Source organism: Bacillus cereus group sp. BfR-BA-01441 (assembly GCF_022663075.1).
Lineage (GTDB): Bacteria > Bacillota > Bacilli > Bacillales > Bacillaceae_G > Bacillus_A > Bacillus_A cereus.
The window spans coordinates 1-23,971 of the sequence record NZ_JAKUEU010000010.1; the positions used below are offsets into that span (position 1 = coordinate 1).

A 23,971-nucleotide genomic window follows, 5' to 3' on the forward strand; every position below is an offset into this window, starting at 1 on the left:
ATTAATTAATGCAGGAGTTAATACGAAAGAAACGACTAGGTCAGGTGGGACAGCACTTATTTCTGCATCTGAGCGTGGCCATGTAGAGGTTGTTAAAGAATTATTAGAGCATACAGATATTGATGTGAATTATAAAAATGAACGTGGTGGAACAGCGTTATTAGAAGCAATTGTATTAGGAAATGGTAGTGAAAACCATAAGAAAGTAATTCAATTACTTATTGATCACGGTGCAGATGTAAACATGGCTAACAAGGAACATCTGACACCACTGCAATACGCTGAAAAAAGAGGTTTTAAAGATATTGTAAATATGTTGAGGGTAGCTGGAGCGAATGAAGTAGTACAGCCACAACAACCAGTAGAGTAAAAAACGAAAAATAATCCCATTTAGATAGACAGAATGAAGAAATCAGTTAGTATGATGGATTCAGTAATGTGTATTTGAATGGGATTTTTATTTTGAACATGAAAAATAGATTATGAATGGATGGTAAATGGAGTAAATAAGGAGGCAACCTTATTTGGCAATTGTAAAAAATGAAAAAGTAGTTTCTGTTTGTTGCAGTGCCAGAAGTACGCCCGTAGCTGCTGAGGCAAGTGTGGAAACTTTAGCGGAGTTTCAAGGGAACGGATATGGTACTGATGTTGTTACAGCCTGGGCCATATCAATACAAGAGAAAAGGCGCATTCCACTTTATAGTACTGCTTGGGATAACTTTAGTTTGCAAGCAGTGGCAAGCAAACTAAAAATCATTAACTATGGAATGAATTTACATATTGATTGAATTTTAAGTATTGTTTCGTTCTATTTATTTATATTTTAATATCTAGATTAATGTAAATGATGATATGGTGAATATTAACATTCGATTAACACCTAATTAACAATCTATCAAAACTGACTTAATAAATGCGTAATATAGTAAAGGTAACAAAATAACTAGGGTAGAGAACATTTGAGAACACCCACTTACATATAATGTGCCACTTTCTTAGGTGTGCTCTATTCCCTAGAGTTCAAATAAGGAGAAAGGCGTTCTATGTAAGTAGGTGTTTTTAGTTTGGATAAAAATAGAACAGTTAGGTGGAATAAATGTTTAAAGAACCTTATATTGCGATGATAAAGGATTGGAAAGGATACAAAGCATACAAAAAATTGCCGAAAACAGTTTTTCTTATGACTGGTTCAATGCTGGAATTACCAGAGCGTGTATATGAATTGCAGAAACATGGACATGATGTATTTCTTCATTGTGATTTTATACAAGGCTTAAATACGAATACAGAGGAAGCGCTTTTGTATATTCAAGATGTTATCGGGGCACAAGGTATTATTTCAACAAAGGGTTCAACAATTCGAAATGCTAATAAAATTGGATTGAAAACAATTCAACGTATTTTTATTGTAGATACTTTATCTCTTACTAAATCAATTGAAAATTGTAAAACGACTAAACCAAATGCAGTAGAGATTATGCCGGGGATTATGCCTTCTATTATTAAGCAGCTAGTAGAGGAAATAGAGTTTCCTATTATTGCAGGAGGGCTGATTCAAACGCGAGAAGATGCGGAAATTGCAATTCGTGCAGGAGCAAGTGCGATTTCAACAAGTCATTATGAAGTATGGATACAAGAAGAAAAAAGGAGTGCAACCTTGTGATTGAATTGAAAAATGTTTCAAAGGTATATAAAAATGCAGAAGAGACAGCGGTTAAAGGCGTATCGGTTCATATTAAGAAGGGTGAATTTTTTGTTTTAGTTGGACCTTCGGGATGCGGGAAAAGCACATTATTACGAATGATCGCTGGCTTAGAAGAGATTTCTTCAGGAGATTTAATTATTAATGAACGTGTTGCAAATGATCTAGAGCCGAAAGACCGTAATCTATCAATGGTATTTCAAAATTATGCATTATATCCACACTTATCTGTAGAAGAAAATATTTTATTTGGACTTAAGGTAAGAAAAGTACAAAAAGAAGAGCGACAAAAGCGATTAATGGAAGCTATTGAAATGGTAGGACTGAAAGAGTATGTGAAAATGAAACCAGGCCAATTATCAGGCGGACAAAGACAGCGTGTTGCACTTGCCAGGGCAATTGTGAGTCAAGCGCCAATCTGTTTAATGGATGAACCACTTTCGAATTTGGATGCGAAATTACGTGCGCAAATGAGAATTGAAATTAGAGAAATTCAGCAGCGATTAGGAATTACGATGATTTACGTTACCCACGATCAAATAGAAGCGATGACTATGGGTGATCGTATCATGGTTTTAAATAAAGGAAGTATACAGCAAGTTGGAACACCACTTAACATATATAACGAACCAGCAAACGAATTTGTTGCAAGCTTTATAGGTTCTCCTTCTATGAATATAAATGATGGGGAAGTAAATAAAGAAAAAGGTGTATTACATATAGGACAATTGCAAATTCCATTATCTATTAGACAGTTAAAGCAATTACCAGAAGGAACAATTCGCATAGGCATGCGCCCTGAGCATATTGCACTGTCTGAGGAGGGACAAGAAGTGACGTTGCAATCTGTAGAAGTATTAGGGAATGAATCTATATTGAACTTTGCGGTAAATGGAACAACTTGGAGTGCGAAAGTTATCGGACAGTTACTCCTGAACAAAGGTGACAAAGTAAAATTATTATTCTCGCAAGAAAAGTTATGCTTCTTTAACGAAAACACGAATGAACGCTTAAAAGTGGTAGGTGAAGAAGAGTTGAAAGTGGTGGCGAAATAATGATCGAAGTAAGTAAGTTACCAGTTCAAACAAAGGTGTCAAAAAAGAAAAAATTATGGGAGAGAACGAAAGATTTAAGAATAGGATTATTGTTTTTGGCGCCATCTATTTTGCTATTTTCGATTTTTCTGTTCTATCCATTGTTTAGGACGATTTATTATAGTTTTTATTTAACCGATATACATGGAGAAGCTAATCTTTTCGTTGGCTTAGAAAATTATCAATATTTATTCTCTGATCCAGCCTTCTACAAAAGTATAAAATCAACTTTATTATTTGTTTTATATACAGTTCCTACGAGTATTATATTTGCTTTGTTTCTTGCATTGATTGCAAATGGAAAGGTAAGAGGTATTGGGTTATTCCGAGTTCTGTTTTCTTCGACGATGGGAATATCAGTAGCTGCTAGTGCAGTGATTTGGCTATTTTTATTTCATCCAAGTGTAGGATTATTTAATAATATATTAGCCTCTATGAACCTTCCTGCAATCGCATGGTTAACGAGTCCGGACTGGGCACTATTCTCTGTATCAGTTACAACAGTTTGGGTGAATACAGGTTTTGCATTTTTAGTTATATTAGGTGGTTTACAAAATATTGATACGTCTTTATATGAGAGTGCATCTATAGATGGTGCTAGTTATTTATATAAGCTTCGCCGTGTTACATTACCGATGCTATCACCAACTTTATTCTTTATTGTAACAGTAACATTAATTAGTGCGTTCCAAAGCTTTGGACAAATTGATATTTTAACGCACGGTGGACCAAATGATGCAACGAATTTAATTGTGTACTCGATTTACAAAGAGGCGTTTGTGAATCATCAATTTGGAACAGCAAGTGCACAAGCGATGGTATTATTTGTTTTCATTTTCGTTGCTACATTACTTCAATTTAAGTTTGCTGAGAGAAAGGTGCATTATAAATGATTGTTAAACAGTGGAAACAAAATTTCCTATTATACATGCTACTCATTATTAGTGCAGTGATGGTATTTTTTCCTGTACTGTATGCATTTTTAATAAGCTTTATGACACCAGACGATATTCAAATGAGAAGGTTATTTCCGACCCAGTTTACTTTTGATAATTTCATTAATATTTTTCAAAAAGTACCGCTTTTTACATACTTATATAACAGTTTAATTGTATCGACAGTCGTTATGATTGGACAACTTATCGTATCAAGTTTAGCAGCTTATGCTTTTGTTTTTCTTCAGTTTAAAGGGAGAAACTTAATTTTCTTCCTGTTTATTTCAACGATGCTTATTCCGTGGGAAGCAACGATGGTGCCTAACTTTTTAACGATTCAAAACTTTGGCTGGATCAATAGTTTCGCCGGGATGACAGTGCCGTTTTTTGCAACAGCTTTCGGTATTTTCTTGTTACGTCAACATTTTATGACACTCCCGAATGAACTGAAAGAAGCTGCTTTTATTGAAGGGATTGGAAATATAAGATTTTTATTCAGCGTTGTAATACCGTATTGTAAAACGAGTTTTATTACGCTTGGAGTATATAGCTTTTTAACAACATGGAATATGTATTTATGGCCACTTTTAGTGACCACTGATGAAAAAGTAAGAACAGTGCAAATCGGTGTAAAGCAGCTTCAGTCTCAAGAAGTTGCAACTGATTGGGGAAGCGTAATGGCCGGTGTTACGGTTATCGTTATTCCAACATTGATTTTACTATTTTTAGGGCAAAAGCAATTACAACAAGGATTAACAAAAGGTGCAATTAAATAACTAAGAGAAGGTGAGATTTAAATGAGTCTAGTTAAAAAAGGTGCTGCTCTATTAATGGTAGCAACAATGGCATTATCTAGTGCAGCTTGTTCAAATAGTAAAACAGAGGGAAAACCTGAAGTACAGGCAAAAGTAGCACCAGTTGAAAAAAATGGTGATAAAACTGTAATTCGCTTCTGGCATGCGATGGGTGGAAAAACACAAGGAGTATTAGATGGTCTTGTTGCAGACTATAATAAGTCGCAAAATAAATATGAGATAAAGGCAGAGTTCCAAGGGACATATGAAGAGTCTTTAACGAAATTTAGAACGATGTCTGCAACGAAAGAAGCGCCAGCTCTTGTTCAATCGAGTGAAATTACAACGAAATATATGATTGATAGCAAAAAAATCACACCAATTGATAGCTGGATAAAAAAAGATAAGTACGATACGTCAAAATTAGAAAAAGCAATTACAAATTATTATTCAGTTGATGGAAAAATGTATTCTATGCCATTTAATTCATCTACACCAGTATTAATTTATAATAAAGATGCTTTCGCAAAGGCGGGCTTAGATCCAGAGAAAGCCCCAAAAACATATGCGGAATTACAAGAAGCAGCGAAAAAGTTAACGATTAAAGAAGGCGGAAATGTAAAACAATATGGATTCTCCATGCTTAACTACGGTTGGTTCTTTGAAGAATTGTTAGCGACACAAGGTGCTTTATATGTAGATAACGAAAACGGTCGTAAGGATGCTGCAAAGAAGGCGGTATTTAACGGTAAAGAAGGACAGAAAGTATTTGGAATGTTAGATGATTTAAATAAAGCTGGCGCACTTGGAAAGTATGGAGCAAGTTGGGATGATATTCGTGCCGCGTTCCAGTCTGGACAAGTTGCTATGTATTTAGATTCTTCAGCAGGTGTTCGTGATTTAATTGATGCATCTAAGTTTAATGTAGGTGTTTCACATATTCCGTATCCAGAGGATTCGAAACAAAATGGTGTTGTTATTGGTGGAGCATCATTATGGATGACGAATATGGTTTCAGAAGAAACGCAACAAGGTGCTTGGGACTTTATGAAATATTTAACGAAGCCAGACGTACAAGCAAAATGGCATACTGCAACAGGTTATTTCTCAATTAATCCAGATGCATATAATGAGCCATTAGTAAAAGAGCAATATGAAAAATATCCACAGTTGAAAGTAACAGTAGATCAATTGCAAGCGACGAAGCAATCTCCAGCAACACAAGGGGCTTTAATTAGTGTATTCCCAGAATCACGAGATGCAGTTGTAAAAGCATTAGAAGCGATGTATGACGGGAAGAATAGTAAAGAAGCGTTAGATGAAGCTGCCAAAGCAACAGATAGAGCAATTAGCATTTCAGCTCGTACGAGTCAAAAATAAGAGAAAGCCGTATCCTTAAAAGGGATACGGCTTTCTTTATAGGGAGATAAGGGATCAAAGAAATGATGAAGTCTTATCTCTTTTATATGAGTAAAGGGTCTAGAGTGAATGTTGTCCTTTTCATTATTTATTTAACTCCATTGCGACTTGTTTACCATTTACGAAAACCTCTACTACCGCTACTACAACTTTCATTACTTTTTTCATCTCTCATCTCTCCTTATTTTTTGTTTCATTTCTTACTCTCAGTATAAGGAAATACAGTAATTACAACTATCGAATTGGATGACAAGAGACTTACATTGTTGTAAGGATAATAGTTTAGTTTGTAATAAAGTGAAACTGTAATCAGTGGGGGGCTTACTGCCCGTTAATGCGGGATTTCAATTCTGAACTTTCTGTCGTTTTGAACTATAATTAGAAAGAGGGGGGATAATATGAAAAGAATTCTTGTTATTAGTGATATTCATGGAGAGATAGAAAAGTTCGAACATTTATTGGAAGAAGCTCAATATGATGCGAAACAGGATCAATTAATCTTACTGGGAGATTATGTAGATCGTGGTCCAAATGCGCGTGCTGTAATTGAAAAGGTAAGAGAATTGAAAAAAGATGGAGCACTCATTTTAAAAGGAAATCATGAAGATATGATGATTAAGGCGTTAACGACAAATGAGGAACGTTCATGGAACCATTGGGTAAAAAGAAATGGTGGAGATAAGACATTATATAGCTATGGATTTGTAGAAGAAGATATTGCGGTTAATGAGAAAGACTTCCAAAAACCGATTTTACACTCTCGTGTATTAGAGGAACATATAAAGTTTATTCAAGAATTAGATCATTACATTGAAACAGAAGAGTATATATTTGTACATGCTGGGGTTGAACCGATGAAACGAGTTTCTGAATCTGAACCATATACATTAATGTGGATCCGTAATGAATTTCATAATGGATATAGCGGTGAAAAGGTTATTGTATTTGGGCATACGGAAACAAAAACGCTTCATGGTAGTGAGGATTGCGGAGTGTATTTTGGTAGTAATCGTATTATTGGGATTGATGGCGGGGCTGTGTATGGCGGTCAGCTAAATTGTTTAGAGTTGCCGAGTAAAAAGGTATATGTAATAAAAAATTGAAAGAGATAAGAGGAATCTTATTTCTTTCAATTTTTTATTAAGCTAAATTTAAGACAAAGTTTTTATAATAAAACTTCAAAATTTTAGAAGGAAATAGTTAAAAATGAAATTACGTAATGTAACTACATTCTTTTGTTATGAAGAGAAGAAATGTAATAATAAATAGAATTGAACTATTTGATGGAAGGTGAGAGCATGCGTTTACTTGTAGTAGAAGATAATGCTTCGTTATTAGAGTCTATCGTACAAATTTTACGTGATGAATTTGAAGTAGATACGGCAATAAATGGAGAAGATGGATTGTTTTTAGCTCTTCAAAATATATATGATGCAATTTTGCTGGATGTGATGATGCCAGGGATGGACGGATTTGAAGTGATTCAAAAAATACGAGATGAAAAGATTGAAACACCAGTCCTGTTTTTGACAGCGAGAGATTCTTTAGAAGATCGGGTGAAGGGATTGGACTTTGGTGGAGATGACTATATTGTTAAGCCATTTCAGGCCCCTGAATTAAAAGCGAGAATTCGTGCTTTACTACGCAGAAGTGGTAGTTTAACAACGCAGCAAACAATTCGCTATAAAGGCATTGAATTGTTCGGAAAAGATAAAGATGTTCAAGTAGATGGAAAAGGTATGAAGTTATCATTAAAACAATATGAGCTTCTAGAGTACCTTGTTCAAAATAGCGGAAAGATTTTAATGCGTGAACAAATTTTTGATCGTGTTTGGGGATTTGATTCAGATACGACAGTAGCGATTGTAGAAGTGTATGTGCATCATTTACGTAAAAAATTAGAGCCATTCGGTTATCAGAAAGATATTCAAACCGTTCGAGGTATTGGATATATATTAAAAGAACAATGAAAAAAGGAAGTATGTTTCAAAAAACACGCATTCGTTTGACTATAGTGAACTCATTAGTATTTATTCTATTAATAGGTATATTAGGCAGTATTATTTATTCGTACACATACAAGCGTATTTATAGTGAAGTAGATCAATCTATAAAAATGATAGCTCAGTATAGAGAAAAATTAGATGTTAAAGTACCACCAAGAAAACGCATGGAGAATATCCAAATTGGAGATCCGCGAGTAACTAGAATAACTTGGAATGGGAAAATAGTGAAAATAGAGGGCGATAACCGTAAATTCCGTTCTATTTTTGAAGAGAATTTGGAAAGTTTTTCTCCCGAAAAATTAGAGGAGTTACAAGATATTGAAGTACAAGGACGATATTTTAGAGCATTTTCGCTTCAAAAAGATGGAGAAATAGTTCAAATCGTGCGAGATATAACAGCGGAAGAAAGAATGTTAAATACTTTATTTTTAATCCTTGTTATAGGTTGTAGCATAGGAAGCCTCTGTGCGATAGGTATCGGCTTTTTCCTAGCTGGTAGAGCACTCGTACCTATTCAAAATTCATGGGAGAAACAGCAGCAATTCGTTTCTGATGCATCACATGAACTCAGGACACCACTTGCAGTTATTCAATCAAAAACGGATGTTTTATTCCAGTCACCATCCGCTACGATAGAAGAAAAAGCGATGGATATTTCTACAATTTCAAAAGAATGTAGGCGGTTATCGAAACTCGTTAGTAATTTATTATTGCTAGCACGTTCTGATTCTAATCAAATTGAGATGGATAAGAAAACATTTGAACTTGATAAATTGTTAGAAGAAATAGTAGCTCCATATAAGGAGATTGCTTCTTATCAAGAAAAAGAAATGATGCTAAAAGTAGAACGTGGTGTATCTTTTATGGGGGATAGAGAGCGGATTCATCAAATGATGGTCATACTGTTAGATAATGCGATGAAGTATACAAACGAAGGCGGGCATATTCAAATTGATTGCACGCAAACGAGTAGTGCAATTCGTATACAGGTGAAGGATAACGGGATAGGAGTGAAAGAAGAAGATATTCCGAAATTATTTGATCGTTTTTATCAAGGGGATAAAGCAAGAAGTACGTCAGAAGGAGCTGGATTAGGTCTTTCAATCGCAAATTGGATTGTAGAAAAGCATTATGGAAAAATATCAGTAGAGAGCAAATGGGGAGATGGAACTTGCTTTGAAGTGATATTCCCTAAAAATCAAAGAATATAAGTAAGAAGACGATCTTGTTTTTACAAGGTCGTCTTTTTTTAAGATAAAGTTAAGAAACTATTTATATTATGTATGGCATAAAGAAAGTTCGTTACATGAAGAAGAGACTAGGTGTATGTGAGTGAGTTTTATCAATCATAATGTTATCTCAAGCAGCGATGAGATGTATGTATAGTATTAAAAAAATTATGGGAATGATGGAAAAGAAAGTGTAAGAGGGAGGAATTAATTTTGAAAAAGAAAATGATGACGGTATTCACTATTGGAGTAATGAGTTTAAGCATATTAGGGGGTGCCTCTCCTTCTGAAACATCAAAAGGAAAGACAGATTACACACAGCGCAGTAAAGAACAATTAAACAATGGAAAGATACATGCGGTGAATACAGAAGAAAAAGCGGAGAAACTAGGTATTGAAACGGAAGGAAAAGAACAAATTACGCTAGAAAAAGAAATTCATGAAACAGAAGTAGGAAGAGAAGCAGAGCAGTTAGGCATCTCGATTGAAGGAAAAGATGTTGGAACTCTGTCTGAAGAAATCTATGAAACAAAAGTGAAGCAAGAAGCCTTAAAGCTAGGCATATCGATAGAGAATACATCAATTGTAGATTTAATTAATCAAATTAATACGATTAAAATTAAAAATGAAGCGGATAAATTAGGTATTTCAACAAATGGAAAAGAAATTGAAGACATTGCGGAAGAAATCTACGGAACGAAAGTAAGAGAAGAAGCAGGGAAGTTAGACATTTCGCAAAAAGGGAAGGAAATCGAAGAGTTAGCACAAGAAGTGTACGAACAAAAAGTACAGGAAGAAGCAAAAAAATATCATATTGATTTGTACGGTAAAGATATATATCAAGTGTTAAGAGAAATTAATGAACAAAAGGTGCTACAATTGGCAGATGAGCTTAATATGGACAAAGCGAACATGAATATTCAAGAGCTAACAGAAAAAATAAAAAAAAATCAACCTGAGAGAGAAAAAGAACTAAATTTTGTACCAGTGATTCGAACGGATGCTGACGCATTTTATTCTTATTTAACGAACTAAAAAGGGCGTGAGAGTGATACGGAGGTTTAAGTGGTATATATGTATAGCATTACTAGCTATAGCTGTATGGAGTGTATATACAAATGGAATTACAAAGTATGTGGAGAAGTTGACATTCTTCAATATACAAAATGGAAAAGAACCGGAATTTAGTAATAATGATAAAAAGGCCATTTTATCAGGTGTACCATTAATTCAGCAACTACCAGAGCTAGATAGAGGCTGTGAAGTGACAAGCTTAGCGATGATGTTACAATACGCTGGTGTTTCAGTAGATAAGATGACGTTAGCAAATGAAATAAAAAAAGTTAATTTTATAGAAGATGGTGTGCGCGGGAATCCGAATGAAGGATTTGTAGGTAATATTTATACATTCTCTGAATCAGGATACGGTGTATATCATGGGCCACTTTTTCAGTTAGCGGAAAAATATTTACCTAATAAAGCTGTAGACTTAACAGGGAAGAATATAGAAGAAATTTATAAGAGTGTAAAAGCAGGGCAACCTGTAGTCATGATCACAAATGCAACATTTGCACCATTAGATGAAGATGAATTTACTACATGGGAAACAAATAGTGGAGATGTTTCTATTACGTATAATGAACATTGTGTTGTACTTATTGGGTATGATCAGGAATCTGTATATATTCGAGATCCACTTGAGGATAGCTTAGATGTAAAAGTACCGAGAGAAACCTTTGAACAGGCATGGGTACAAATGGGAAGTCAGGCGATTAGTTATGTAAAGAGCGCTAAATAAATTAGGACGAAGATTTTTAGTAATATGACTATAAGGTGAAGGATAAACATTTGAGGATTATAAGAGAAGTTCTATAGAGTAGACGCTGTTAAGAAATAAGAGAACTTTAGCATATATAATGCTAAAGTTCTCTTATTTTTATGATTAAAATACGTATAAGGAATGAATATGCAAAAATGCATAATTGAAGAAAAAATTACATTTTATCATTATATATTGTTTTATATATGTTAATTGTATAAAATGACACAAGTATCCACATTACATAAAGGAGGCTTATTATGCAAAAAATATTTAACTGGGTTAAATGTATGAGTATCAATAAAAAATTAATCATTTCATTTTTTATTATTTTAACTATACCAGGAATTATTATCGGTGGTGTTTCATATCAAACTGCCAAAACAAATTTTGAACATCAAATGACAGATAAAGCAAAGGAGAATATTTCGATTTTAAATACTGTTATTTCTCAAAATATAGAAGAGAAATTTGTTGATGCGACGTACTTTGCAGACATCTTAACAGAGGATACATATCCAAATGGACAAGAAGAAATAGTAAGAACGAAGTTAGCACAATATATAAAGCTTCATCCAGAAGTAGAAGGTATTTATATTGGAACAGAGACGGGAAAGTTTATAAGAGAACCATTTATCCAAATGGCTGATGGGTATAATCCAACAGATAGATCTTGGTATAAAGAAGCACATGAAAATAAAGGGAAAGTAATTGTTACTGCACCATATCAATCAGCGTCTACAAAAAATATGGTAGTGACAATTGCGAAAGAAGTAAAAGATGGTAAAGGTGTTATAGGAATTAATTTAAATTTAGATAACATCTTAAAAATTTCCAAAATGATTAACATTGGTGAAAAAGGTTATGCAGTTATTTTAGATCAAAATAAGCAAATTGTTAGTCATCCATCTAGAAAACCAGGTGCAAAAGTTACTGATCCTTGGATTAAACCAATTTATGAAGATAAACAAGGAAATGTGTCTTATACAGAACAAGATGATAAAAAGAATTTAATCTTTGCAACAAATGAGAAAACAGGCTGGAAAGTAGTTGGCGTTATGTTCGATGAAGAAATTACTCAAGCTGCCAGTCCAGTGTTTTATAAGACTTTGATTGTCATTGCTATTGCTATTGCATTTGGTAGTGTATTAATTTATTTCATTACAAAGTCTATTACAAGGCCATTACGAAAAATAGCTGAATCGGCATATAAAATTAGTAACGGAGATTTAACAGAGAAAATTACAATCCATTCCAAGGATGACATAGGAAAATTAGGGAATTCATTTAATGAAATGTCTACGTCTTTACAAGATGTTATTACCCAAATTAGCTTTTCAGCAGAACATGTTGCAGCATCGGCAGAAGAGTTAACAGCAAGCGTACAGCAAGCAAATGATGCGACAGACCAAATTACAATTGCAATGGAACAAGTATCAGGTGGGGCCGAATCACAAAGTCAAGGTGTTGAAGAAGGTGCGGCTACATTGCAACAAGTAAATACAGCAATTCAAGATGTAACTGGAAGCGCAGAGTCAATTTCTATTTCCTCATTACATGCGCGAGAAAGAGCAGAAGAGGGAGAAGATTTAGTTGAACAAACCGCAAAACAAATGCAGTCTATTTCTAGATCGGTATCCGAGTCAGATGCTATTATTAAACTTCTTGATGAGAAATCAAAGCAGGTAGGAGCTATTTCTGAAGCAATTCAAAACATTGCTACTCAAACGAACTTATTAGCTTTGAATGCGGCTATTGAAGCAGCAAGAGCAGGTGAACAGGGACGAGGATTTGCTATTGTAGCAGATGAGGTTAGAAAATTAGCAGAGCAATCAGGAGAGTCATCTGGAGAGATTGCAAATTTAATCGCAGAAATTAAGGCGGATATTGAACATACTGTTAAGGCAATGGATAATGTGAATGGAGAAGTTCAACAAGGCCTTGATGTTGTAACAAAAACGAAAGTAAGTTTTACGGAAATTTTAAGTTCTACTACACATATTGTTTCTCAAGTTAATCAAATGGTAGAAACAACGAAGAGAATTGCTGGAGATGCAAATGAAGTGACAAATGCTATTGATGAAATTGCAGCTGCTGCAGAAGAAAATACAGCTAGTATGCAAAGTGTTGCAGCTTCAACAGAAGAACAGGTTAATTCCATGGAAGAAATTAGTTCAGCTTCGCAAAACTTAGCTGAGATGGCCGAAGAACTACAAGCGATGACTAGTAAATTTAAAGTATAATAATAGCAGATAAGTAAGGTGAAAATAATATCACCTTACTTATTTTTCTATTCAGCAATTAGGGGAGTCATTAACGGGATGAACAAAAGAAAAAGACTATGGAATTTGTGGAAAACGATTACATTGTTAGTTTGTACAGTTGTAATTTTTTCTTTACTTGTGACAGATATATTAATTAGTCATAATGTAGAACGGACGACGGAGGATAGCCAAGCAGAGAAAGCAAAAACAATTGCACACATTGTGGCGAATGATTCGATTGTAATCGATGGCTTGGTTGGGAAAGCAGATACCTCTGCAATCCAAACGTATACAAATAGGATATTAAAAAACACAGGTGTTCAATTTATTGTAGTTATGGACATGGATGGAATAAGAAAATCTCATCCAGATCCTCAAAAAATAGGTCATCATTTTATTGGCGGGGATGAAGGGCCTGTATTGAAAGGAAAAGAACATGTATCGTTAGCAGAAGGAACTTTAGGTATTTCCATGCGAGTGTTTGTACCAATATTTTCCGAAACAGGTGAACAACTTGGAGCAGTGGCTGTTGGTATTTCAGCAGATAATGTAAAAGAGAGAGTTAAGGAAAGTAGACATATCATTTATATTGGTGTCGGAGTTGGTGTATTAGTCGGAATTATAGGAGCAATATTGCTAGCTAGACATATAAAGAAAAGCTTATTCGGTCTTGAGCCGCACAGGATAGCAAAAATTCTTGAAGAAAGAAATACGATGCTACAATCTGTAAAGGAAGGTATTATTGCTGTAGATAGAGAGGCTAGAGTAACGTTAATTAATAATGAAGCGAAACGTCTATTTAAAAAAAGCGGACTTGAAGAAGATTTTATCGGTAAAGATGTTGAGTTGTATATGCCAAATTCACGTATAAAAGAAGTATTGCAAACGGGAGAAGTACAATTAAACGAAGAACAAAATATTTACGGAATTACGATTGTGACGAATCGAGTTCCTTTATATGTAAAAGGAGAAATAGTTGGTGCAATTGCAACATTTCGTGATAAAACAGAGATTAGAAAACTAGCAGAGGAACTAACTGGTATTAGACTATATGCAGAAGCATTACGGGCACAATCTCATGAGTTTATGAATAAGATGCATGTCGTATTAGGGCTTACACATATGAAACAGTATGAAGAATTACAGAAGTATATAAGCGGCATGGTATCAGAGCATCAATATGAAATTGGTGGAGTTATGAAAAGAATAAAAAGTCCAGTATTTGCGGGTTTTTTACTAGGTAAGCTCAGCTATGCTAGAGAGAAAAATATAAAATTAATTATAAGTGAAGATTCTTATATGCCGGAAATAGATGATGAAAGTATTGCTCATGAACTTATTACGATTGTTGGAAATTTAATTAATAATGCATTAGAGGCAGTTACGAATTGTGAAAAGAAGCAAGTTGAAGTTAAGATACAACACGGGGATATATTAACTATTACAGTACAAGATACGGGAAAAGGTATACAAGAAAAAGAAATAGAGGAATTATTTACGAAAGGTTATTCCACAAAGGGAGATAACCGCGGTTATGGTTTGTATCTTGTAAAAGAAAGTATACAGCGAATAAATGGGGAAATTCATATGCATTCATTAGTAGGAAAGGGAACAACGATAACAATTGAAATACCTAAAGGTAGGGATGAGAGGCAAATATGATTAAAGTTTTAATTGTAGAAGATGACCCGATGGTAGCAATGTTAAATACGCATTATTTAGAGCAAGTAGGAGGGTTTGAGCTTGTTCAAGCAGTTAACTCAGTAAAGTCGGCGATAGAAATATTAGAGAAATCACGAGTAGATTTAGTATTACTTGATATTTTTATGCCTGAAGAGACTGGGTTTGAGCTTTTAATGTATATCCGGAACCAAGAAAAAGAAATCGATATTATAATGATTTCAGCTGTACATGATATGGGAAGTATTAAAAAAGCATTACAATATGGCGTAGTAGATTATTTAATTAAACCATTTACATTTGAACGATTTAAAGAGGCATTAACTATATATCGAGAAAAACTTACTTTCATGAAAGAACAACAAAAAATTAGTCAATCGGAATTAGATTCGTTAATTTTACAAAAAGAAAAAAGGGAGCCTACTGTCACGAAAGAGCTTCCGAAAGGGTTAACGAAGCAAACATTGCAATTAATTTGGCAGAAGATCGAGTCGTTGAATGGAAGGGTGTTTACAACAGATGAAATGGCACAATTAGTTGGAATTTCAAGAGTTTCTATTCGAAAATATGTAATGTTTTTGACTGACATTGGGGTGTTAGAAAACGAAATGGTGTACCAACATGTGGGAAGACCTGTAAGTAAATTAAGATGTGTTGATCAAAAGAAAATAGAGTTTTACGTATAAGCGACTTAGTATAAGTCGCTTATACTTTTTTTAATTACAAAATCAATTACAAAACTTACAAAAACTATTTTTACTATTGAAAGCGTTTTAATATTGTTATTAAGAAAACGAGGGGGTGCCATATGGGAATTCAAAAGAATGTGGAAGCGGTATCATTTTCTGAAGGAAATGAAGTACAAAGAGAATCTTTCGCTTCTAAAATTATGAATGTAAAAATCGGTGTTATACCTTTACCGTTATATGTAGTATTGGCTGCTATTATTTATGGGGCATCTGTATATAATAAATTGCCAGCAGATATGATTGGTGGATTTGCAGTTATTATGATCATGGGGATTTTCTTAGGCGATATTGGGATGAGAATTCCAATTTTAAAAAATATCGGCGGTCCAGCAATACTTTCGTTATTTATTCCATCATTACTTGTATTTTTTAACTGGATGAATCCAGCTTCAATGGAAGCTGCGACTATGTTAATGAAAAAATCGAACTTTTTATATTTATATATTTCTTGTTTAGTAGTCGGAAGTATTTTAGGAATGAACCGTAAAGTGTTAGTACAAGGTTTCGTTCGCATGTTTATTCCTTTAGTAGTAGGGACGTTAGCTTCTGTAGCAGTAGGGTTATTGGTCGGTTCATTATTTGGATTTGAAATGAAGCACACATTCTTCTTTATCATCGTACCAATTGTGAGTGGTGGTATCGGGGAAGGGATTTTACCATTGTCGCTAGCTTATAGTGATATTTTAAATGAATCGTCAGCAACGTTTGTATCACAGCTTATTCCAGCAGCTATTATTGGAAATATGTTCGCAATTGTAAGTGCAGGGTATATGAAGCGTTTAGGTGAGAAGAAACCGGAGCTTAGTGGTAACGGTGTATTAGTGAAAACAGACAATCAAGCAGAATTATTAAAAGAACAAAATACAGAGAAGCCAATTGACTTCTCATTAATGGGAGCAGGTTTATTAATTGCGTGTACGTTCTTCATCTTCGGAGGATTTGCTTCTAAGTTCATCGGTATTCCTGGGGCAATCATTATGATTTTCTCAGCAGCACTTGTGAAATACTTTAAATTAATGCCAGCAAAAATGGAGCAAGGAGCATTCCATTTATATAAATTTATTTCGAAGAATTTAACTTGGCCTTTAATGGTTGGATTAGGATTGCTATATATTCCGTTAAAAGACGTAGCAGCAGTTCTTTCAGTAGGATATGTTGTTGTGTGCGCATCGGTTGTTCTTACAATGGTAGCATCAGGTTTTCTTGTAGGGAAAGTGATGAAGATGTATCCAGTTGAATCGGCGATTGTAACTGGATGTCATAGCGGTTTAGGCGGAACTGGAGATGTTGCTATTTTATCGGCTTCAAATCGTATGGAATTAATGCCGTTCGCGCAAATTTCAACTCGTTTAGGCGGGGCGGCAATGGTTGTAACGGCGACAATATTATTAAAAATGTTTTCATGATCAAACAAGCTAGCTATATTCGTATAGCTAGCTTGTCAAATTAAGGGGAGATTATAAGTATGTTAGCAAATCAAATTAATGAAAGATCATTGTTATTGCATAAAGAATTAGTAGGGAAAATTGAAATTACAAGTAAAGTGGAGGTAAATTCAGCGGATGATTTAAGCCTGACGTATACACCAGGTGTAGCGGAGTCGTGTAAAGCGATTGCGGCAGATGAAGAAACAGTGTATGACTATACAGCACGTGGCAATATGGTGGCAGTTGTTTCAGATGGAACAGCGGTACTCGGTTTAGGAAACATTGGACCGAAAGCCGCTATGCCTGTTATGGAAGGAAAAAGTATTTTGTTTAAGAAGTTTGCGAATGTAGATGCTTTCCCATTATGTTTAGGCACAACGGATGTAGATGAAATCGTTACCCTTGTAAAAAATTTAGAGCCTACATTTGCAGGGATTAATTTAGAAGATATTGCAGCACCGCGTTGTTTTGAAATTGAAAAACGATTAAAAGAAGAAACGAATATTCCTGTATTCCATGATGATCAACATGGAACAGCTATTGTCGTTTTAGCAGCTGTTATTAATGCATTAAAAGTTGTTAGCAAACAAATGGATAATGTGAAAATCGTTATTAACGGTGCGGGTTCGGCAGGAATTGCAATTGGAAAATTATTATTAAAGGCTGGTGCAAAGCACATTACGCTAGTTAGCCTAGAAGGTATTGTTTGTGAAGGTGAAACATGGATGAACGAAGCACAAATTGAAGTTTCAAAAAAGACAAATCGTGAACATGTGCGTGGAACGTTAAAAGAAGCAATTCACCAAGCTGATATTTTTATTGGCGTATCTGCTCCTAACGTATTAACGAAAGAACTTGTACAGACGATGAATGAGAAAGCAATTGTGTTTGCAATGGCGAATCCAATTCCAGAAATCTTCCCTGAGGATGCATTAGAGGCTGGGGCAGCTGTAGTAGGAACTGGACGCTCGGATTATGCGAATCAAGTAAATAATGTATTGGCGTTTCCCGGAATATTCCGCGGTGCGTTAGATGTGCGCGCAACTGATATTACAGAAGAGATGAAATTAGCGGCAGCATATGGGATCGCTAACATCATTACTGATGAAGAACGTAATGCGAATTATGTAATCCCGAATCCATTAGATAAAAGAGTTGTTCCAAGTGTTGCAGAAGCAGTAGCGAAAGCAGCTATTGATTCAGGCGTGGCACAAATTACGAAAATACCACGTTATTAATAGCGAAAAGCAGTGCCTAAAAGGCACTGCTTTTTTGAGATAAGAAATCAAAATAATGAAGAAGTGTAGAATTATTTATGTTTCTTCACTATTTATTTAATTCCATTGCAACTTGTTTACCATTCACTAAAACCTCAGTTACTGCTACGATCACTTCTATCATTTTTTTCATCTCTCATCTCTCCTCGTTTCATTTCTTACTTTAAGTATAAGAGAAGAGAGATAATTCAACTATCGAAGTACATGACGTAGAAATTACATTGTTGTAAGAAAGTGGTTTATTTTTGTCACTTTACTCAGCAGTGATTACAAACTGATCATAATATTTTTCATTCACATATATATTTAATAACCATAATCCAGATGAAGGTAGTGACATAGTGAGAGGGAGTTCGTTTGTAGTAGAATCGATTGTATTTGAAGTAGTCCAAGTTTGTTTGGAAGTTTCTTTTTGAAAGAGTACTTGTGTCGGAGTTACAGATCCTTGTTTTAGCGCAATAATAGACAATTTTCCAGTTGGTATTTCAGAATCTAGAAAGTGCCACATTATTTCATTTTGTTCATTTGCGATAATAGGACTATCAGCCATTGCGACTTTACCTTCGATGCCTTTTAAAGGCATTTTTCCTTCTACGAAAGAAGGTGTTTCTTCCCAATTTACATCTTTTAAAACACTAAGGTGAAAGAAGGAAGGTGCGTTCACTTGAGTGGATGACGTTGCTATTACGTCTTTTTTTTGTTCTTTTGAATCCGGTTGCGTTTGTGTGCATCCAGTGATGAGGAAGGAGAGAAGTAGCATAGTTCCGATTTTTTTCATGGTGCCACACTCCTAGTTTTTATTGTTAGTGTAATTGTATTTGCTAGAAGGCGGGACAATTCCTTTAAAGTATAAAAAGAGGTCGTAAGTTTTGTACGACCTCTTTTGACATTTTTATCTCGTAAAAGCCCGATTGGTGTAGGTTAATAATTAGTGGGAGATAGTCCCCACTAATTAAAGTTTCATTTTATATTTGTTCCGTTGTATAGGTTGGTTCGGTTTCTTTTTGAGGCATCGTCAAAAAAATAACGGACAGAACGATACATACGCCGCCTAATAATTGATATGTTCCAAAAGATTCATTTAGCCAAGTGATTGAAACGATGGCAGCTACAAGGGGTTCAATGCTAGATAAAATGCTTGTTTCTGTTGCTGCTAAATATTTAAGACTACCGATATATAGAAGGAAAGAAAGGGTACCACTAATAATGATAAGAATAAGCATAGAAAAAGTTTTTAGTGTAAGGGTTTGTGAAAATTGATTCCACCCGAATGAACGATTATAAATAAGTAGTGCAATTCCTCCGATTAACATCCCCCAACCAATTACTACAGTTGTCCCGCATTCTTTAATGAGAGAAGCCGGATGAAGGGTATAAAATGCAAATCCGATTGCTGTTAATAGTCCAAAAATAATAGCTTCTTTGGATAAAACAATATTTTCAATTGAGCCATTTGTAATAATAAAGTATGTTCCTATTAGCGCGGCTATAATTGCGAATAGTTGCATGGAAGCAGGGAATTTTCTTTGTTCAAATGCAACATACATGGTAATAAGAACAGGACCTAGAAATTGAAATAGCGTTGCTGTGACTGCATTACTAATATGAACCGTTTCGATAAAGGCGTATTGCGCACCGAGCATGCCGAGAATAGAGAAAATAATAAGTTGTATAGAATATCTAGGGTGTTTCCAAATTTGAAATATGTTTTGTTTCTTTATAAGTAAGAAAGACAAAATAAATATTCCTGCAAGCAACAATCGAATTGTTAAAAAATCAATTGAGGATACATTAGTATGTTGAAATAGCCACTGAATCATTGGACCAGATAATCCCCATAATGTAGCCCCTGTAATAATCATAATGAGTCCGATACGTCTACCATTGTTCATTATCATGTTTCTCCTCTCCAGTATTTGATTTTTTATGTGTGACATGATAAAAGGAATTATATATAACTTCTGGTACTGTAAAAAGTATCAGATTTTAGTTTTATTAAGGGGTCAGATATTATGTTAGAATTAACGCCTAATTTAAATATGAATAGTAAAAAGGCATTGTATGTGCAATTGTATGAGTATATAAAAAAAGAAATTAAAGATGGATCAATTGTCCCTTTTACGAAATTACCGGCTAAGCGAAAGTTAGCGATACATTTACAAGTAAGTAAAAATACAGTAGAGGCAGCGTACGAACAATTACTTGCAGAAGGTTATATTGAGTCGATATCGAGAAAAGGTTATTTTGTATGCAAGATTGAGCAAATGGTTCATATAGAGGATAGCGGAGATAGAATAGAAGAAGTACCGTTTCAGGAGAAGAGTTATAAATTTGATTTTACACAAACAGGAATTGATACAAATGCTTTTCCATTCAATATGTATCGGAAAATTGTAAATGAAATATGGCAGCCGCATAATAACGAACTTCTCTTTCTAGGACACCCTCAAGGAGAAGCGAGCTTAAGAGAAGAGATTACGAATTATTTGTATGAATCTAGAGGTGTACGTTGTTCAGCTAGTCAAATTGTATTAGGAGCGGGAACACAAATATTAGTGAAACTATTGTTTCAATTGTTAAAGGGAAGCAATTATGCAGTTGAAAACCCAGGGTATCATAGAAAGATGGTTGTTTTTGAACAGGGAGAAGCAAGAGTCCAAATGTTATCTTTAGATAGAGATGGAATTTGTATTGCAGATTTAGAAAATAGCAATGCGAATGTTGTATTTGTTACACCTTCCCATCAGTTTCCGTATGGAATGATTATGCCTATTACGAGAAGGATGCAGCTTTTACAATGGGCCAAGAAAGAAGAGAGCAGGTATATTATTGAAGATGATTATGATAGTGAATTTCGCTATTCTGGAAAGCCTATACCGGCGCTGCAAGGGTTAGATACAGAGGGGAAAGTTATTTATATGGGGACGCTATCTAAAGCATTATTACCATCGCTACGGATGAGCTATATGGTGTTGCCGAAGAAATTAATTAAAAAGTATCAACAGCAATATTTATTTTATACACAAAGTGTTTCAAGAATGGACCAAGAAGTGATTAGAAGATTTTTAAATGAAGGCTATTGGGAAAAACATATTCATAAAATGCGTGTCGTCTACCGAAAGAAGAGAGATCGACTTGTTTTTGAAATAGAGAAGTATTTCTCTAATCGTGTTGAAGTGATAGGAGAAGATTCAGGATTACACATTTTATTAAAAGTGCATAATGGAATGCGGGAAGAAGAATTAATTCAAGAAGCTGCGAAACATAGTATCAAAATATATCCTGTGTCTACGTACTATAAAGACGATACTGCACCTGAAAATGTAGTTTTACTTGGGTTTGCGATATTATCAGAGGAAGAAATTGCGAAAGCGATTCAATTATTACACACGGCATGGTTTACAAGAAAGTAAAAAACATCCTCCAAACATGAGGATGTTTTTTATTATTTATTTTCATCTAAGAATAAGACCATATGCTCTTCGTCCCAATATTGTCCGTTATATTTTAATGAACGTTCTTGTACACCGAATGTTTTAAAACCTAATGATTCATAAAGTTTTTTCGCTCCATCGTTGCCAACAACAACATCAAGCATAACTTGTTCTACTTCTAAAGATTTAGCAAGCTCAAGACATTCTTTAATAAGTGCTTTTCCTGCTCCAAGTCCGCGCGCTTTTGGAGATACATATACAGAACCGATTTTAGCTTTATGTTCTTGTTTTACATATGGTTTCGTTTCCAGTGTTGCAACCCCGATTAATTTTCCATCTTTAAATGCACCTAGCGTATAGTTTTCATCTTGTGCTAATTTTTGTGCTTTATATTCAATCGCACACTCTTTATTAATAATATCTTCATAAGAAGAGCTGAATGCTTCAGGGTTTTGCTTTAATCCTTCTACGCGAAGTTCTAAGTAAATTTCTGCTTCGTCTTTTGTTAATACATGGATATCCAATTATATCACCCTCCAAATCTTTGCAAATGTACCTTTATTTTATATTGAAATAAGAATAATTTCAAAAGCTTAGCTTATATGAGCTGTTTTTATGAACAAAATAACACCAGTAGTGTTTACTACTACTGGTGTTTTCACACGCATATTATTCAAAAGGTAGCTCGATTATAAAGTTTGTTCCCGCTCCTAATTGGCTTGTTACTAGAATAGAACCGTTATGCAATTCTACAATTTCCTTTGCAACAGCTAGCCCGATACCTTTTCCGCCTGTAGCTCGTGTTCTAGATTTATCGACACGATAAAAACGGTCAAATATATGCGGGATATCTTCTTCAGGAATACCTTCACCTTCATCTTGTACACTTATTGTAAAAGAATCTGTTTTTGTAAGTACACGTATCGTAATGGCTGTGTTTTCTGGCGAATGTTGATAAGCGTTGTGTAATAAATTTAACATAACTTGTTCCATACGTCTTTCGTCTATACAAACTTCTAAATCATCTTTGCAATATACATGAAGTTGCATTTGCTTATTCGTTAATGTTGTTTTTGTTTTTTCAACCATTCGTTCTAAAAATGGCTGAAGAAGCACTTTTTGTTTTTTTATAACAAATTGGTGTTGTTCTAATTGTACAAGCATAAATAAATCTTGGACGAGATCGGTTACACTATCCGTTTCATCCTCAATAATTTGTAAGTATTCTTCTCGCTCCTCTTTGGTTAAAGAGTCTCTCTTTGCTACCTTCGCATAACCTTTCATATAGGTCAATGGAGTTAATAGTTCATGAGCGACACTAGCGAGAAATTCATTGCGCTCTTTTTTCATATACGTAAGTTCACTCGATAAATCTTCAATTGTTTTTGCTAAACTTCCGAGTTCATCATTTCGTTTAATACCTAATTGAATTGGCTTGTTTAATTTTGACATTTTTTCTGTCGCTCTCTTCATTTTTACAAGTGGTTCTGTAATAACGCGTGAAAAAACAAAGACAGAAATTGTTGTTAAAATAATTGTTAAAACGCTAATGATAAGAAATTGGTTCATGAGTTTAAGTAACATATTTTCTAGGAAAGATGTTTTTAATAACATATATAGCTTTCCTTGAAACTTTGCTGTGTTAAGTGGGCTTACTGTTGTGATGAACTTTGATTTTTTCCAGTTCCTTTCAACGACCAATCCGCCGTCTGGGACAGTTTCTGTTTTACAAGTAAGTTGTTTTTGCATATCTTTTGTTACGGGTTCTGAGGTGGAAATAATTTTGCCGTTATGGTCAGTAATAATGATAGCTATATCGGAGTTCGAAATTGATTCCGATTCAACTAAGTGTGCAGCCTCATTCGTAATATCGAACTCAGGGTACACAGGACGTTTAGGATTTTTATTATGTTCAGCGTGTTTCATTTCTTTATAATATTCATCCCGTCTCTCGCGGCTTTTAATTTTTTTACTATAGCGATTACCTTTCTCTAAAAGAGCATCTGTTTCCTCTACAATACGCATTTTTGAAAGGCTTTTATAAAAAGATACGAAAGCAATTGTTTCAATACATAAAGCTAATATTAAAAAGTATGTCCCAATTTTAAGGGAAAGTTTACTCATTTTTTCACCATACCTTAT

21 protein-coding genes and 2 pseudogenes are annotated in these 23,971 nt (G+C 34.5%); 19 read left to right on the forward strand and 4 right to left on the reverse strand.

The features are described 5' to 3' along the window. From MR107_RS06690 to MR107_RS06770, 18 genes and pseudogenes are all read left to right on the forward strand, one after another. Positions 1-370: ankyrin repeat domain-containing protein (locus tag MR107_RS06690; RefSeq protein ID WP_242292200.1), on the forward strand; the 370-nt coding region annotated here is incomplete at its 5' end. 142 nt (positions 371-512) lie between these two features. Beyond that, positions 513-788 (forward strand): annotated as a pseudogene (locus tag MR107_RS06695) (GNAT family N-acetyltransferase); the annotation flags it as partial. A 308-nt stretch (positions 789-1,096) separates the two neighbouring features. Beyond that, complete coding sequence (locus tag MR107_RS06700) at positions 1,097-1,663, forward strand: glycerol-3-phosphate responsive antiterminator (protein WP_000472003.1); 567 nt, start codon at positions 1,097-1,099, stop codon at positions 1,661-1,663. Next, entirely contained in the window at positions 1,660-2,757 is a 1,098-nt protein-coding gene (locus tag MR107_RS06705) for an ABC transporter ATP-binding protein (protein WP_000571391.1), read from the forward strand. The genes MR107_RS06700 and MR107_RS06705 overlap by 4 nt, the downstream gene beginning before the upstream one ends. Beyond that, on the forward strand, positions 2,757-3,689 hold the full coding sequence (locus MR107_RS06710) for a carbohydrate ABC transporter permease (RefSeq protein WP_000573797.1): 933 nt from the start codon (positions 2,757-2,759) through the stop codon (positions 3,687-3,689). Before MR107_RS06705 ends, MR107_RS06710 begins: the two co-directional genes overlap by 1 nt. After that, positions 3,686-4,507, forward strand: a complete 822-nt coding sequence (locus MR107_RS06715; protein ID WP_000635946.1) for a carbohydrate ABC transporter permease — start codon at positions 3,686-3,688, stop codon at positions 4,505-4,507. The genes MR107_RS06710 and MR107_RS06715 overlap by 4 nt, the downstream gene beginning before the upstream one ends. A gap of 21 nt (positions 4,508-4,528) precedes the next feature. After that, entirely contained in the window at positions 4,529-5,905 is a 1,377-nt protein-coding gene (locus MR107_RS06720; protein ID WP_242292201.1) for an ABC transporter substrate-binding protein, read from the forward strand. Between the two features lie 437 nt (positions 5,906-6,342). Next, on the forward strand, positions 6,343-7,047 hold the full coding sequence (locus MR107_RS06725; RefSeq protein WP_000821949.1) for a metallophosphoesterase family protein: 705 nt from the start codon (positions 6,343-6,345) through the stop codon (positions 7,045-7,047). A 195-nt stretch (positions 7,048-7,242) separates the two neighbouring features. Next, positions 7,243-7,914: a response regulator transcription factor gene (locus MR107_RS06730; protein ID WP_001238621.1), complete on the forward strand. Its 672-nt coding sequence runs from the start codon at positions 7,243-7,245 to the stop codon at positions 7,912-7,914. Beyond that, entirely contained in the window at positions 7,911-9,161 is a 1,251-nt protein-coding gene (locus MR107_RS06735; RefSeq protein WP_305037293.1) for a sensor histidine kinase, read from the forward strand. Before MR107_RS06730 ends, MR107_RS06735 begins: the two co-directional genes overlap by 4 nt. 231 nt (positions 9,162-9,392) lie before the next feature. Then, on the forward strand, positions 9,393-10,214 hold the full coding sequence (locus tag MR107_RS06740) for a transporter (RefSeq protein WP_089170389.1): 822 nt from the start codon (positions 9,393-9,395) through the stop codon (positions 10,212-10,214). 13 nt (positions 10,215-10,227) lie between these two features. Beyond that, complete coding sequence (locus tag MR107_RS06745; RefSeq protein WP_462065504.1) at positions 10,228-10,977, forward strand: C39 family peptidase; 750 nt, start codon at positions 10,228-10,230, stop codon at positions 10,975-10,977. Between the two features lie 422 nt (positions 10,978-11,399). Continuing rightward, positions 11,400-12,302: pseudogene (locus tag MR107_RS31935) on the forward strand (cache domain-containing protein); the annotation flags it as partial. Positions 12,303-12,422: 120 nt separating this feature from the next. Continuing rightward, positions 12,423-13,241 (forward strand): methyl-accepting chemotaxis protein, encoded by an 819-nt coding sequence (locus MR107_RS31940; protein ID WP_432804035.1) that lies wholly within the window; start codon positions 12,423-12,425, stop codon positions 13,239-13,241. Between the two features lie 78 nt (positions 13,242-13,319). Then, the gene (locus MR107_RS06755) at positions 13,320-14,924 is read left to right on the forward strand and encodes a sensor histidine kinase (protein ID WP_064531979.1); all 1,605 of its coding nucleotides are present in this window, start codon (positions 13,320-13,322) and stop codon (positions 14,922-14,924) included. After that, positions 14,921-15,628: a response regulator gene (locus MR107_RS06760; protein ID WP_064531981.1), complete on the forward strand. Its 708-nt coding sequence runs from the start codon at positions 14,921-14,923 to the stop codon at positions 15,626-15,628. The genes MR107_RS06755 and MR107_RS06760 overlap by 4 nt, the downstream gene beginning before the upstream one ends. A gap of 122 nt (positions 15,629-15,750) precedes the next feature. Then, entirely contained in the window at positions 15,751-17,097 is a 1,347-nt protein-coding gene (locus MR107_RS06765; protein ID WP_000512722.1) for a 2-hydroxycarboxylate transporter family protein, read from the forward strand. A gap of 59 nt (positions 17,098-17,156) precedes the next feature. After that, the gene (locus tag MR107_RS06770; RefSeq protein WP_000880780.1) at positions 17,157-18,356 is read left to right on the forward strand and encodes an NAD(P)-dependent malic enzyme; all 1,200 of its coding nucleotides are present in this window, start codon (positions 17,157-17,159) and stop codon (positions 18,354-18,356) included. A 292-nt stretch (positions 18,357-18,648) separates the two neighbouring features. Here the strand turns inward: MR107_RS06770 and MR107_RS06775 are convergent, their stop codons facing one another. Beyond that, positions 18,649-19,173: a DUF4871 domain-containing protein gene (locus MR107_RS06775; RefSeq protein WP_000719692.1), complete on the reverse strand. Its 525-nt coding sequence runs from the start codon at positions 19,171-19,173 to the stop codon at positions 18,649-18,651. 187 nt (positions 19,174-19,360) lie between these two features. Then, positions 19,361-20,287 carry a DMT family transporter gene (locus MR107_RS06780; RefSeq protein ID WP_001059054.1) on the reverse strand — a complete coding sequence of 309 codons (927 nt, stop codon included), beginning with the start codon at positions 20,285-20,287 and terminating at the stop codon, positions 19,361-19,363. 120 nt (positions 20,288-20,407) lie between these two features. Here MR107_RS06780 and pdxR point away from each other — a divergent pair, with 120 nt between their 5' ends. Next, positions 20,408-21,808 carry a MocR-like pyridoxine biosynthesis transcription factor PdxR gene (pdxR, locus tag MR107_RS06785; protein WP_000891877.1) on the forward strand — a complete coding sequence of 467 codons (1,401 nt, stop codon included), beginning with the start codon at positions 20,408-20,410 and terminating at the stop codon, positions 21,806-21,808. Positions 21,809-21,840: 32 nt separating this feature from the next. On the opposite strand, the gene MR107_RS06790 is transcribed toward pdxR, so the two are convergent. Then, positions 21,841-22,353: a GNAT family N-acetyltransferase gene (locus MR107_RS06790; RefSeq protein WP_000351212.1), complete on the reverse strand. Its 513-nt coding sequence runs from the start codon at positions 22,351-22,353 to the stop codon at positions 21,841-21,843. 145 nt (positions 22,354-22,498) lie between these two features. Then, on the reverse strand, positions 22,499-23,953 hold the full coding sequence (locus MR107_RS06795) for a HAMP domain-containing sensor histidine kinase (protein WP_242292204.1): 1,455 nt from the start codon (positions 23,951-23,953) through the stop codon (positions 22,499-22,501). Positions 23,954-23,971 lie beyond the last annotated feature (18 nt).